Raw genomic sequence first — 14,721 nt, 5'->3', positions numbered from 1 at the left:
AATGTAATGGCAGTCATGTTCATTAAAACAAACAATCAGGAATGTTACCTTACAAATCACTCATACAACTGAAGAGAGACTCAAGTGTTGCGCTGTATGTTCAGTTATGCAACAGCTTTATAAGTCTTATAACCAATGGCACTCTTCGTCCATCTGATATTCTGCCCAGTACGCGCCTGTTGTCTGAATTGACCGGGCTCAACCGGAATACCATAAAACTAGCTTATGAAGAACTGATCAGTCAGGGTTGGGCTGAGTCTGTAGAAAGAAAAGGAATCTTTGTCCTTTCCAAACTTCCGGTGGTTTCCGAAAAGGGAAAAACAGATCCTGAGAAAACAGCAGATTCATTTGGAGAAGCATTCTTATGGACCAATCCCTTTAAAGAAATTCTGCCCGAAGAAAATTATCAGCAGTCCATTCTTACTATTGATGATGGTTTTCCCGATGTCCGCTTAACACCTGTTGACCTTCTGATGAGAGAATACAGAAGCATCTCAAAAAAATTCTATGGTAAGAATTTTCTTAAATACGGATTCCCAAAAGGTTCAGAAAACCTACGCAGAACACTGTCAGATTATCTGTCCAATACCCGCGGACTGTCTGTAAATCCCGAAAACCTACTGATTACAAAAGGAAGTCAGATGGGAATCTACCTGGCTACACAGCTTTTGCTGACCCAGTCAGACCATATTGCGGTAGGCGTATCCAATTACCGTTCTGCTGATGAAATATTCCGGTATGTTGGAGCAAATCTGCTGCGTATTCCCGTAGACGAATATGGTATGGATATCGATTTTTTGGAAGGTGTCCTAAAGAAAAAGTCTGTTAAGGCAGTCTATATTATTCCGCATCATCATTTTCCTACGACGGTTACAATGAGTATGGAACGCAGACTGAAACTCCTGAAACTCGCGAAAGAACACAGGTTTGCCATTATTGAAGACGATTACGACTTCGATTTTCATTACAACGCAAAGCCTTACATTCCTCTTGCCAGTATTGACCACAACCGGAACGTAATTTATATCGGATCCATTACCAAAACATTTGCCCCCGCTTTACGGATAGGATTTATGATTGCTCAACCGGAATTTGTGAGGGCAGCATCATCTTTGCGGCAGCTGATCGACAAACAGGGAGATTCTCTTCTGGAGGAAGCTTTTTCTTCTCTTTTTGAAAATGGAGAAATGGAACGGCATTTTAGAAAATCGCTGAAAATATACAGATCCCGCAGAGACCTTTTTTGTGAGATCCTGAAAAGCAATTTCAATGGCGTGATTGATTTTAAAATCCCCGAGGGTGGAATGGCTGTCTGGTCCGTTTTTGACCCATCCATCAGTCTGCCTAAACTCTCTATGGATGCCGGGAAAAAAGGACTTAAGATCGCTGACGGTTCTTTTTACAACAACGAAATTTTTATTCCAAACGGCCTCAGGCTGGGTTTTGCGTCACTTAATGAAAATGAAATTGAGAAATCTCTGGAACTGTTAAGAACCGTAATTTAACAGTTCGCTTTGCTCTTATTGAGGCTAAAACTTTTTAATTTGCTAACTTTGCCTATTATAATTGATATTTAACCATAAAAAACAGATTATGTCTATAACCAATGAACAGGAATTGGCGGGAATGCAAAAAGCAAGTGAAGCGGTTGCATATACTTTAAAAGAGATGATTAAGTACGCTCAGCCTGGCATGACCACTAAAGATCTTGATGAATATGGAGCAAAGATTCTTGCCGGTTTCGGTGCAAAATCTGCCCCCCATCTTACCTACGGATTTCCGGGATGGACCTGCATCAGTGTAGATAATGAGTTCTGTCACGGTATTCCTACAGAAAAAAGAGTTTTGAAGGAGGGAGATCTTATCAATATTGACGTATCTGCAGAGCTCAATGGATATTGGTCTGATAACGGAGGTTCCTTTGTGATCGGAAAAGATATTCACCAACATCAGAAATTGGTAGATGCTTCCAAAGAAATTTTGAAAAAAGCGATTAATAATATAAAAGGCGGTGTAAGAATAGCAGATATTGGATTTCTTATGGAAACCGAGGCTAAAAAAAGAGGTTTTAAAGTCATTAAAAACCTGGCCGGACATGGTATCGGAAGAAGTCTGCATGAGCAGCCGGATGAACTGATGAATTACAGAAACCGTTACGATGTAAGAAGATTCAAGAAAAATTCTGTAGTGGCTATTGAAACATTTATTTCCACAGACTCCAATATTGCAGTAGAGCAAAACGACGGATGGACCATGGTCGGTAATAAAGGCGGTTATATGGCACAACATGAACATACGATTGTGATAACCGACGGAAAACCTATTATTTTAACCGAAATGAATGAAATATTGAATTAAGAATATATCCTTCTATATGTAAAAAGCATCTGTAGTGTACAGATGCTTTTTTTATATTCAAAATAGAAAATGAATCGTTGATATCTGTTCTATGTACTTTCCAGGTTCCGAAAGTGCTGAATCCTATTCATAGGTCTGGATATAAGGCTTTTAGATGAAGATGGCACTAATGGATAAAAATTTGAACATGACAATTGAAAACCAAAAAGAAAAGTCAAACTTTGCTGCTCTTTATATTGTTTCAATCAAATGGCGTAATTTTAGATTGCGATAACTCATTATTATTGTTAAACAGATAATAGTATACACCCATCAAAATTATGGATTTATGGAAAAAGCTAAAAAAATAATTTTGAAAATTCTAAAATGGACAGGAATTTCAATAGCAGCCCTTTTATTTTTGATGTTTATCATTCCCATTCTGTTTCCGGGAACGATTTCTCAGCAGGTAAAAATATTTGCAAACAAGCATCTTGCAGGAAAGCTTGATTATCAAAAGACCCATCTTACTTTTTTCCGGCACTTCCCTTCCCTTACGGTTTCTGTGGATAACCTTGTTTTACAGGGTTCAAAGCCTTTCCAGAATGATACGCTGCTGACGGCAAAAGAATTGGCGGTAGGTATTAATCTTAAACATCTTATTTTCAATCGTGAAGTAAAGATCGATGAAATCTACGTCACCGATGCCAATGCCAATGTTTTTGTAAACAGCAAAGGAGAAGCAAATTACAATGTTTACGTTTCCAAGCCTTCTGGAAAACCCAAAGACAGTACAGAAACAGGAGCATCTATAAAGCTGGATCTTATCAAATTTAAGAACTGGAATATCAAATATAATGACCATTCGGCAAGAGTTTTAGTTGATGCCAAAGGGTTGAATTATACCGGAAAAGGAGGATTGAGCGAAGATATTTTCGACCTTCAGACCAATCTTGATATCCATAAAGTAGATTTCAGCCTGAACAGGATTTATTATGCAAAACAAAAAACCTTACACGCTGATCTGATTACGAGAATCAATACCAATGCCTTAACTTTTGTATTAAAGAAAAATGAATTAAGAATTAATGATCTGCCTTTGAAATTCATCGGTTTTATCAGTATTCTTAAAGACGGTTATAATATGGATATAAAAGCAGCCTCGGAAAAAACGACCATCCGTGAAATGATTTCCGTATTGCCTCCTCAATATCTGGATTGGGCAAAAGACACCAAAATAGAAGGAAACAGTGATCTGTATTTCCATATCAAAGGAAGGTTTAGTGAACCCAAAAGCCTTAAACCGAGAGTCAAAGTACGTCTTTTGGTTAAAAAAGGTTCTGTGTCTAACGGAAAAGCACCTGTTCCGATGAACAATCTGAATATGGATCTGAACGTAGATTTACCATCATTAGATACCAATCAGCTTGCGGTAGAATTAAAAAAACTGAATTTCGACCTTGGACCGAATAATAATTTCCGTGCCTATGTAAAAACGAAAGGTTTAAATGAAATGCAGGTGAATGCAGACATAAAAGGTGCTGTAGATCTTCAGACACTGGATCAGGCTTTGGGACTTAAAGACATTGATATAAGAGGAATGCTGGATACCAATATTAAAGCTAATGGAATCTTCAGTCTCGATAAAAAACTATTCCCTAAAACCGACGGTTATCTGAATCTTAAAAACGGTTTGGTTAAAACAAAATACTATCCCAACCCTATTCAGAATATCAATCTGGTGGCCAATATCATCAATACAGACGGTACTTTTAGAAGTCTTGGTGTAAAACTGGATCCATTCAGCTTTGATTTTGAAGGCAATCCCGTTTTTGTGAATGCTGATCTTCAGAATTTTGAAGACCTGCTGTATAAAGTCCGTGCAAAAGGCGTTTTGAATGTGGGAAGAATTTATAAAGTTTTTGCTAAAAAAGGATTTGATATCAGCGGGTTGATTATGGCAGATCTTTCACTCAATGGCCGGCAAAGTTATGCCACAACAGGCCAGTACAGTAAACTTGATAATAAAGGGACTTTAATCTTAAAGAACATTAAAGCCACCACAGAATATCTTCCGAAATCATTTTTTATCAAAGAAGGAAATTTCCAGTTTGAAAATGAAAAAATGTGGTTCAGAAAATTCCTGGCCACCTACGGAAAATCTGATTTTGCACTGAACGGTTATCTTTTAAATACCATCAATTATTTTATTGAAAGAAAAGGAACCCTCCACGGAAAGTTTGTCTTAAATTCCAATTATATCCTGATCGATGAATTTATGGCTCTGAAAAGCGGAGACAATACCGATAAATCCATTGAAGTGGAATATGCAAAAGTAGAAAATCCAAAAAGCAGCGGTGTGGTCATCGTTCCGAAAAATCTGGATGTTTCCCTGGAGGCCAATGCAAAAAAGGTTGAATTTAAAGGGCTGGCTCTTAATCATCTTAAGGGAACCGCTTCTGTAAATAAAGGTGAAGTCTATCTTAAAAATACATCATTTGATATTGTTGGAAGCCGCATGAATATTGATGCCCGGTATCAGGATGAGTCTCCGCTGACTGCCAATTATGATGTCGCTCTTAAAGTTCAGGATTTTGATGTTCAGCGGGCTTACAAAGAAATTGATATGGTCCGTGAAATGGCAACAGCGGCCAAAGATGTCAAAGGAATTGTATCTCTTGATTATAAAATGAAAGGAGATTTTGATAAAAATATGAGCCCGATCTACCCTTCATTGGAAGGCGGTGGGACTGTTAATCTGCGGGATGTAGAAGTAAAAAACTTAAAAATGCTTTCTGCTGTCGGAGATAATATCGGAGCGAAAGCTTTTGACAATCCTGATATGAAAGGCGTAAATATTGAAACGACCATCAAAAACAACCTGATTCATGTGGATACATTCACTTTTAAAGTTTCCGTTCTGAGACCTTCCATCAGCGGAACCACAAGCTTCAACGGATTGCTGGATCTGAGAGTGAGAGTCGGTCTGCCTCCTGGTGGATGGATTGGATTTCCGGTCGTGGTAACCGGAACCCACAGTAAACCGAAAATCAAAATCTTCAGCAAAACCGGACAGGGAATTCTAGACGCTTTATATAATCAGAAATCAAATAAAGTGATCCGTGAAGAAAGACGCGCTGAAAAAAAATCAAGACGTCAGCAGCGGAAAGAAAAAGAAGCGCAGGAAGAAAAAGCTAAGAATGCAGAAAAGCAGATCGGTAAAGATCTCAAACAAAAATAAAATAAAAGACTGTCCGTTGCGACAGTCTTTTTTACTGGAATTTCTGCCTTGGCAATCCTATTTCATGGGCCTGCGGATAAGGTTTTCTGGAGGTCATACTCACATCTTCTTTAATTTGCCGGTGAATATCATATTGCTTCTCTTTATCATAAGCATAACGGGGATCAGGAATCATGGGCATTTTAGCCATTTTATGAATGGTGACGGTTGGAAAATGAAAATCAACTTCCACCGTTCCTAAAAGTAAATAACAACCTCCTCCCTGAAAATCATATTGCTTCAAGCTATCGGGAAAATGTGCTGTATCAAAGTAATCACCATTCACATCAATCCAGGTTCCGAAATACATGGTTCCTTTCTTTGTTGGGACATGTTTTCTCGCAATAAGATAGGCCAGCATCTTTACCTGTCTTTTGTGATATTGCAGTAAATCTTTCACCAAAACTGAACCTCTGTATCTTGTCTGCAGTAAATCAAACGGACTGCAGGAAACAGGAAAACCAATTAACTCAATTTCATCAAAAGCATCTTCAAAATTTTCTCTTTTTAATTGCGGTAATTTAAATTCCTGAACAGGTTCTTCAATTAACATAAGCCCCCTATTCTCAGGTTTAAAATTCACTAATAACAGCCGCGCTTCAACCAGCAATTCATTTTTGGGTTTACCGGTAAATCTGAACGCTCCAATAAAAATTAAAATTTGTACCGTTTCAATACCAATAGAAATCCGTCTTATAAAATTTTCCAATGATTTATACTCTCCGTTTCTTTCACGCTCCTCAACAATTCCATGAGCAATTTGCGTTTCCAGCCCTTCCAAAAGCATTAAACCTAAGTAAACATCTGCTCCTCTTAGTGTGGTTTGATATTCACTTGTGTTGACACAGGGAGTCTGAATATTTCCTCCTGACATTTTTGCTTCATGAATATACACTTCAGTACGGTAAAAGCCTCCCTGATTATTGATCGCCGAAACCATGAATTCTAACGGATAATATACTTTCAGATAAAGGCTCTGATAGCTTTCCACGGCATACGATGCTGAGTGAGCTTTACAGAACGAATATCCCGCAAAAGATTCAATTTGCCGGTAAGCTTCGGCAGTCAACTCCTCAGAATGTCCTTTTTCTTTACACGATTCAAAAAAATTAGCCTTTACCTCCTGTAGCTTTTGAATAGAGCGGCCTTTCCCACTCATGGCTCTTCGTAGAATATCTCCATCTGCTAAGGAAAGCCCACCGAAATACTGGGCAATTTTAATCACATCTTCCTGATACACCATGATACCATAAGTCTCTTTCAAATGTTCTTCAAACACAGAATGAAAATATTCAAACTGATCGGGATGATTATGCCTGAAAATGTATTCCCGCATCATTCCACTTTGCGCTACTCCCGGTCTGATAATAGAAGAAGCTGCAACGAGGGTTCTGTAATTGTCACATTTCAATCTTCTTAAAAGCCCACGCATTGCCGGGGATTCTATATAAAAGCATCCGATGGTCTTTCCTACCGCTAAATATTCATTTGCTTTTTCTTCATTTTTTGACAAGGTAGTATCCCGGATATCAATGGTGATTCCTCTTGTTTTTTTAACCAGATTTACAGTGTCAATAATGGTCCCAAGACCTCTTTGTGAAAGAATGTCAAACTTTTCAAGTCCAATATCTTCTGCCACATTCATATCAAACTGAACAATAGGGAATCCTTTGGGTGGCATTTCTAATGCTGTATAATGGGTAACAGGCTCTTCTGAAATCAAAATTCCGCATGCGTGCATACTTCTTTGATTGGGAAACTTTTCCAATAATTTACCGTATTTCTGAACCTGTTGTACCACTGAATTCCGGTCATGGCTCTCTATCGGGTTTTTAGACAAATCATCCAGTTCTTCTTTGGGTAAACCGAATACCTTCCCCACTTCTCTGAAAATAGACCTGTATTTAAATTCTACATTGGTTCCGCAAAAAGCGACATGCTCTTTTCCATATCTCTCAAAGATATATTCTAAGATCGTATCTCTGTTTTGCCAGCTCCAGTCAAGGTCAAAATCCGGTGGTGTCTTTCGGTTAAGATTAAGGAATCGTTCAAAATACAAATCCAGCTCCAGCGGACAGATGTCGGTAATTCCTAAACAGTAACTGACTATTGAATTCGCTCCGCTTCCCCGCCCTACATGCATAAATCCCATCTTATTGCTGTAACGGATAATATCCCAGGTAATCAGAAAGTAAGAACAGAAGTTGAGCTCATCAATGACTCCCAGTTCTTTCTCCACTCTTGTTTGAGCAATTTCATGATTGAGTCCATATCTTTTTTTCAAACCTAAATACGCCAGCCTGCGGAGAAGCTTTACATCAGATTCTTTAGATTTTGTATAGAATTGTTTGTTCTTAACTTTTTTAAAATCAAATTCAAAATTACACTGTTCAAGAATATTCTTGGTGTTTTCAATAATTAGAGGATATCTCTCAAATGTCTTTGTAATATGCTGTTCGGAAATGAAATATTCAGATTGACGACAAACCTCTCTTTTTGTTAATTTTGACAGCAATATGTTATTGTCAATAGCCCGGAGGATTTTATGCAGTCCATATTCTTCATCTGTACTGAAAGTTATAGGGTGAAGAACGACCATTTTAGACATGTACTTTTTGTATTCCGGACGAATCAGAAAGTTTAACTCTTCTATTCTGACCCCTATAAACTCATTGACTTTCAATTCTGCAGGAATATTACTCATCGGATACACAACAAATACCTCTTTAAATTCCGGTGCAGTTTCAAAAAGCTCTTTATCATCACAATTATGATCAGTGATTATTGTATTAATTTCACCAATTCCTGAGAACTTTCTGGCAATCCCCACATACAGAAGTTTTCCTTCTTTCCTAACTTCAACTCCGGGAATAGGTTTTATCCCAAATTCTTCACATTCTTTTTTAAAATCATAGATTCCGGTCACTGTATTGATGTCAGTCAATACCAATTCTTTGATGCCCAATTCATGTGCCTGCCTTACCAATTCTTCAATGGATAAAGTTCCGTAACGGAGACTATGAAAAGAATGACAATTAATAAACATGTTGAAAGATTTAAAATTATTTCCCGAAATCAAACCCTGACGCACGTCCTACGGCATCAGATCCAAAACGGTTCTTGATATAATCCATAGTCTGATACAAACTCATTTGCTCCTCGGTATCTTCAAACAAATTCATTTGATGATTCCCATGGACCAATCCTGTAAACCGTAAGCCTACCAGCCGGAGCCTCATTCTCCTTGTATAGACTTTATTAAAAAGGTCCAATGCCACTCTCGACAAGGTATGATCAGCAGATGTATAAGATACTTTACACTGCTTGGTTTCCGTATCAAAATTGGCATAACGTATTTTTATAACGACTGTTGAAGTCAACCATTTTTCCTGTCTCAACTGATAAGCCAGCTGTTCTGCCATTCCCGATATCAATCTTTTCAATTCTATCATATCCATGGTATCGGAGGTAAAAGTTCTTTCAGTTGATATGGATTTTCTTTCAGAATAAGGAACCACAGGATTTTCATCAATTCCGTTAGCTTTTTTCCATAATTCTTTTCCGTTAAGACCAATCATCTGCTGCAGGACCAGGACCGGCATTTCTGATAATGTATGGATGGTACGGATTCCAATTCTTGATAATAATTGAAAGGTCTTGTCACCAACCATTGGAATTTTTTTGATTGACAGGGGGTTTAAGAATGGCTTAATTTCCATTTCATTGATTTCCATTCTCCCAACAGGTTTTGCTTCTCCGGTGCCAATTTTGGAAACGGTTTTATTCGTTGACAGAGCGAAACTTATCGGAAGCCCGGCCTCTTTAGTAACCGCCTCTGCAATTTCTTTTGTCCATTGATAGCATCCAAAAAATTTATCCATCCCGGATAAGTCGAGATAAAACTCATCAATACTGGCTTTTTCCATCACAGGAACTTTTTCCTGAATGATTTCCGTAACCATATGTGATAAATTCGAGTACATTTCATGATCGCCACGAATCACTTTTGCATCGGGACAAAGCCTTAGTGCCATCCGAATTGGCATCGCTGAGCGAACACCAAATTTTCTTGCTTCATAGGAACACGAGGCGACTACTCCACGGTCACCCCCTCCTATGATCAAGGGAATACCGTCAAGCTGCGAGTTATTACGCCTCTCACAGGATACAAAAAATGTATCCAGGTCCATATGTACAATTGCTCGGTTCACGTTACAAAATTAGATCCTTTTTATATCAAACCAACAATTAAGATTGATATAATTCATATCAATATCAATTTTACCAGATATCATACGTTTTTTAAGAGGTAAGAAAGGAGAAATTCAATCCCAATATTCTAATGATTAGCAGAGAACGATATGTTAAATACGAAAGTGAACGTTCTGAGTCGCCTTATGAGATTTTAATTAAAATCCTCAAATATTTTCTAAAAATCTTCAGCTCAACTCTTTTCCCTTAATCAATGGGAAATACATGGCCTTCCTGCTCAGGGAGATTCGATACCTCCTTTTATAAATGGATCATATATTATTGGAAAATATGTTGAGAATATAGAGGATCTGAAGCCCAATAAAAGCTACATCTTCGTCACTTTAAATGACGGTATTTCTTACAAAAGATTTAACGCTAAAAAGAAAAAATCAATCACTGTAGCTGCTGACAATTCATTTTACAAGCTTTATGATATTCCTTTAGGAGAAATTGTAGAAATATGGCAGCATGCCTCAGAGATATTCCCTGAAGATTTTGAACCTGATAATTTTGAAAATTATAATTTGAGGGATAGTCTCTACTTTTAAATATATTCAAGTAAAATTAAAAACTAAGTACGCAATGTTTTCGCATACTTTATAATAAAATTATTTTTTCCTAATTTAACAGATCAAGATTATCTAATTTAATAAAATATAACAAGTCTAAAAGATCTTGTATAGTCTCATCAATTCATAAAATAATAATGATCAAAGTAAATTTTAAATTAGTTGCAGATAATGCTTTACCAAATATAATAAGTTTCATTGATATACCGTTCAAATTTGAAATTAGCGACAAGGGTCAGTCAACAAGGCAAAATATAAGCCACACAAACTTGGACTTTTCAATAAAAAAACTTGGACTTTTAAACAAATAATTTACGCCTGCCATTAATGAAATTTGGTGCATCAAAATTTTAAAAAAATGGAAAACAAAAAAACGGTTTTAGTTACCGGTGGTTCAGGTTTCATCGCTTCTTATTGTATGATTGCGTTACTGAATAATGGGTACAAAGTGAAAGCCTCACTTCGTTCTCTTAAAAAGGCGGAGCTTGTAAAGCAAATGCTCAAAGAAGGTGGTATCACAAACTTAGATGATTTATCTTTTGTAGAAGCTGAATTGAGTAATGAAGCAAGTTGGGCAAATGCTGCACAAGGCTGTCAATATGTAATTCATACTGCATCGCCTACACCCAACACCGATGCAAAGACAATCGATGACTTTGTAAAACCAGCAGTAGACGGGGTTTTGTTTGTTATGAAAGCGGCAAAGAAAGCAGGTGTAAAACGAGTGGTGCTTACTTCTGCATTTGGTGCGGTAGGTATGGGAACCAATAAAAAAACGCCTTATACTGAAGACGACTGGACAGAACTGAACGATAGTGTAGCGCCTTATCAGCGTTCGAAAACGATTTCAGAAAAAGCAGCCTGGGATTTCATAAACAGTGAAGGTAAAGGAATGGAGCTGTCTGTAGTGAACCCGACAGGTGTGTTAGGTCCTGTCTTGTCAAACGATTTTTCCCACTCTATTCAAACCATAAAGCAAATGCTGGATGGCGAAATGCGGTCTTGCCCCAAATTAATTTTTGGATATGTAGATGTGCGTGATGTAGCAGATTTGCACTTCAAGGCAATGACAATGCCCGAAGCAAACGGACAGCGTTTTATTGCAGTTGCGGGACAGTCGCTTTCTTTTTTGGATACGGCAAGTATTCTTAGAGAAAATTTGGGCGGAAAAGCAGCTAAAGTCCCTACCAAAGAAATACCTAACTGGTTAATAAGATTGCTCGCAATTTTTAATCCTAAATTAAAAATGATAACACCTCTCTTAGGTTCTGTAAAACACGCGAGCAATGAAAAAGCAAAAAAACTTTTGGGGTGGAAACCAAGAAGCAATAAAGAAGCTATATTAGCCACTGCAAATAGTCTAATCGATTTAAAAATTGTAAACGTATGAAAGTAATTATTACAGGCGCTACAGGGATGGTGGGTGAAGGTGTTTTATTTGAATGTTTGGGCAATCTGACAGTTACAGAAGTGCTGATAATCGGCAGAAAACACTATGATAAAACCCATCCAAAGCTGAAAGAACTGATTGTAAAAGATTTTTCAGAAATCGACAATTACTCGGAACTATTGAAAATGTACAACGGATGTTTTTTTTGTGCAGGCGTAAGTTCTGTTGGCGAAAATGAAGAAAGTTTTACCAAAAAAACCTACGATTTTGTAGTTCCGTTTGCTACAAAACTCTCGCAAATTAATCCTGCAATAACCTTTGTTTATGTATCGGGAAACCGCACCGACAGTACCGAAAAAGGAAAAGTAATGTGGGCAAGGGTAAAAGGACGGACAGAAAATGCATTGATGAAACTTCCTTTCAAAAGTCAATACAATTTTCGTCCTGCGATTATGACTGGAACCAAAGGACAAAAAAATGTAAAAACCATTTATAAAATATTGGGTCCGCTGATGTCGCCATTTTTTCCGGTAAAAACATTAAAACTTTCTGAAGTTGGAAAAGCGATGATTAATGCAGTGTCAAAAGGTTATCCGACCCAGATTTTGGAAGCAGATGATATTTTTAAATTGGCAAAATGAAGATAACCGAAATAAAGTCCTGCATTGTTGGCCCGGCGCTTTCGGCAGAACAATTCATAGCCGAGCATTTCTTTGTGTTTCTGGCAAAAGGAAAGATGAATGGTTATGATGGCAACAAACATTATGTTTTGAAGCCAGGCGAAAGTTGCCTTGTTCGTAAAAATCATTTGGCACGGTACAACAAAGTACGTGATAATAATGAATTCGAGAAAGTGATTATTTTCTTGGATGAAGCTTTTTTAAGAGTATTTCAGAAAAAGCATTCTATTGTATTTAAAAAATTCATTTCAAAGGATGCATTTGTGAAGTTGAAAAAAGATGATTTAATTACCAGCTTTTTATTGTCTCTGGAACCATATTACAATAATTCAGGCAATATCAGTCCTGCATTTTCCGATTTAAAAAGAGAAGAGTTACTGCTCATTTTATTGCAACTCCATCCTGAACTCTCAGATATTCTTTTTGATTTCGGTATTCCCGGGCGATTGGATCTGGAGAAATTTATGCAGCAAAATTATAAGTTCAATGTAAATATGGAACGGCTCGCATTTCTTACAGGACGTAGTTTATCGGCATTTAAGAGAGACTTCAAAACCATATTTAACGAAACACCCAATCGTTGGCTTGTGAAAAGGCGTTTGCAGGAAGCACGCTTTCTTATTGAAGAAAAAAATCAAAAGCCCGCTGATATTTATCTGGATTTAGGATTTGAAGATTTATCACATTTTTATTTTGCTTTTAAAAAGGAGTTTGGAGTATCGCCTGGAGAAATGATAGAGGAAAAGAAAAATCCTATCTTTTAACTGCAGTATGACTTATAAAAGTTAATTTAAAATCATACAAACGAATTTTGCTTTTTTCATCCTCAATAAAGGTTTTTTATGATTATTGGGATAAATCAGAACGACCCATCGTATTGATTGGTTTATTAAGTATTAAATAGAAGACTACGCTGGGTTTATAAGAATATCGCAAAAATATTCGAAGCAAAAATCGTAAAAAACGATAAAATAAACACAATAACACCAGAGCTTATATCCATATGTGACTATGTTAAGAAGGCAAAAATGAATGTTTAAAGGACGAATTAGCGTAAATTAAATAATTTGAGTAGATAAATGAATAATAATACTGAAGAAAACTTTGATTTAAAGAGGTTGCGAATGGTATATGGCTATCATTCCAAAGCCATGAAAATCAAAATTTTAGATACTGATTTTAAATTGAACAAGGAATTTCAGGAAACATTTCCAAAAATGACGGCGTTGATTAATACCGCACGAATATTAAATTTAGAAATAGATCAACAGCGGCATACGCTTTTCTCATGGACACACAAAGGCAGAAGTTGTGGCTGGCTAAGTATTTTTGAGGATGTTAAAGATCAGGATTTAGATATTATAGATGAACACCAGCTGGTGTTAAGCCAGATAGGTGGCATTACTACGGATTACGGTTATTTTAACTATAATTTTTTTTTATTACAACAATTTATTTTTACAGAATATCAATGTATGAAAGGTTTGGGTGATTGGGGAGAAGATTATGAATTAGCTTGTACTAAAAATAATATTCCATTGCAGGATAAGATAAATCATGAAGAGTTAATAGTTTTTGCTAGTGCATACAGAGGAAAGCTTACAGCATACAATCCTGTAACCAAAGAAATCCTGCAATTTATTCCTGAGGAACAAAATTACACAAGGGGTGATTGGGGTTATTATAGGGAAAAAATGGAGAATCAACCCGATGATACTTTCTATACTATTAAAGGTGTCACATATTTTAGAGATTTTGTAGAACATCTTGCAGAGGAATGCTGGAAAGTTATTTTTTCTACCTATAATAAAGTTCACAAAATTTTAGAAAATAAACAATTGGACGAAGCAAAAGCAATAGCGGAAAGCCTAGTTGACAAAACAGAAAGAGGTTCAGTAGAAAACGTTATTGGAGAATTTTACTTTTATCAAGAGGACTACAAAACAGCATTAGAATATTATGTAATGGCATACAACAATGGGTATTCTATTGATAACATTATTGATTATAATATTTGGGAAGTATGTGAGTTGCTGATGCAAAAAGATAACGATAAGGTAAAATGGCCGCAATACTACTTGAGCCTGTACCCTGATGGCAGATATACAGAAGATGCAAAAATGAATTTATAAAAATATTCTGAATAAAATCTCAAAAAACGATGATTTTAGTGGTTTTAGATGATTGTTTTTTTTTATAAAAAAATCCCCT

General features: G+C 36.6%; 9 protein-coding genes. 7 read left to right on the top strand and 2 right to left on the bottom strand.

What is annotated here, in order from left to right; genetic code table 11:
* The first annotated feature begins 41 nt into the window (after positions 1-41).
* From pdxR to IW16_RS13035, 3 genes are all read left to right on the top strand, one after another.
* Complete coding sequence (gene pdxR / locus IW16_RS13045; RefSeq protein WP_034744928.1) at positions 42-1,505, top strand: MocR-like pyridoxine biosynthesis transcription factor PdxR; 1,464 nt, start codon at positions 42-44, stop codon at positions 1,503-1,505.
* 88 nt (positions 1,506-1,593) lie between these two features.
* Positions 1,594-2,358, top strand: coding sequence for a type I methionyl aminopeptidase (gene map, locus IW16_RS13040; protein ID WP_034744926.1), 765 nt, complete (start codon positions 1,594-1,596; stop codon positions 2,356-2,358).
* A 328-nt stretch (positions 2,359-2,686) separates the two neighbouring features.
* Entirely contained in the window at positions 2,687-5,578 is a 2,892-nt protein-coding gene (locus IW16_RS13035; RefSeq protein WP_051890203.1) for an AsmA-like C-terminal region-containing protein, read from the top strand.
* Positions 5,579-5,609: 31 nt separating this feature from the next.
* Here the strand turns inward: IW16_RS13035 and IW16_RS13030 are convergent, their stop codons facing one another.
* Together IW16_RS13030 and dinB are read right to left on the bottom strand one after the other, a co-directional pair.
* A complete protein-coding gene (locus IW16_RS13030) occupies positions 5,610-8,663 on the bottom strand; it encodes a DNA polymerase III subunit alpha (RefSeq protein ID WP_034745324.1) in 3,054 nt (1,017 codons plus the stop codon).
* 16 nt (positions 8,664-8,679) lie between these two features.
* Positions 8,680-9,828, bottom strand: a complete 1,149-nt coding sequence (dinB, locus tag IW16_RS13025) for a DNA polymerase IV (protein ID WP_034744924.1) — start codon at positions 9,826-9,828, stop codon at positions 8,680-8,682.
* 970 nt (positions 9,829-10,798) lie between these two features.
* Between dinB and IW16_RS13020 the strand changes: the two genes are divergently transcribed.
* The 4 genes from IW16_RS13020 to IW16_RS13005 all read left to right on the top strand — a co-directional run bounded on the left by IW16_RS13020 (position 10,799) and on the right by IW16_RS13005 (position 14,642).
* Positions 10,799-11,830, top strand: a complete 1,032-nt coding sequence (locus IW16_RS13020) for an SDR family oxidoreductase (RefSeq protein WP_083536178.1) — start codon at positions 10,799-10,801, stop codon at positions 11,828-11,830.
* A complete protein-coding gene (locus tag IW16_RS13015) occupies positions 11,827-12,471 on the top strand; it encodes an NAD-dependent epimerase/dehydratase family protein (protein ID WP_034744920.1) in 645 nt (214 codons plus the stop codon). Before IW16_RS13020 ends, IW16_RS13015 begins: the two co-directional genes overlap by 4 nt.
* On the top strand, positions 12,468-13,274 hold the full coding sequence (locus tag IW16_RS13010) for a helix-turn-helix domain-containing protein (RefSeq protein ID WP_034744919.1): 807 nt from the start codon (positions 12,468-12,470) through the stop codon (positions 13,272-13,274). Before IW16_RS13015 ends, IW16_RS13010 begins: the two co-directional genes overlap by 4 nt.
* A 315-nt stretch (positions 13,275-13,589) precedes the next feature.
* Positions 13,590-14,642 (top strand): hypothetical protein, encoded by a 1,053-nt coding sequence (locus IW16_RS13005; protein WP_131327891.1) that lies wholly within the window; start codon positions 13,590-13,592, stop codon positions 14,640-14,642.
* The last annotated feature ends 79 nt before the right edge of the window (positions 14,643-14,721 follow it).

This window comes from Chryseobacterium vrystaatense (assembly GCF_000737765.1).
In the GTDB taxonomy this organism is placed as follows: domain Bacteria; phylum Bacteroidota; class Bacteroidia; order Flavobacteriales; family Weeksellaceae; genus Chryseobacterium; species Chryseobacterium vrystaatense.
This window is presented reverse-complemented; position numbering and strand designations above follow the sequence as displayed.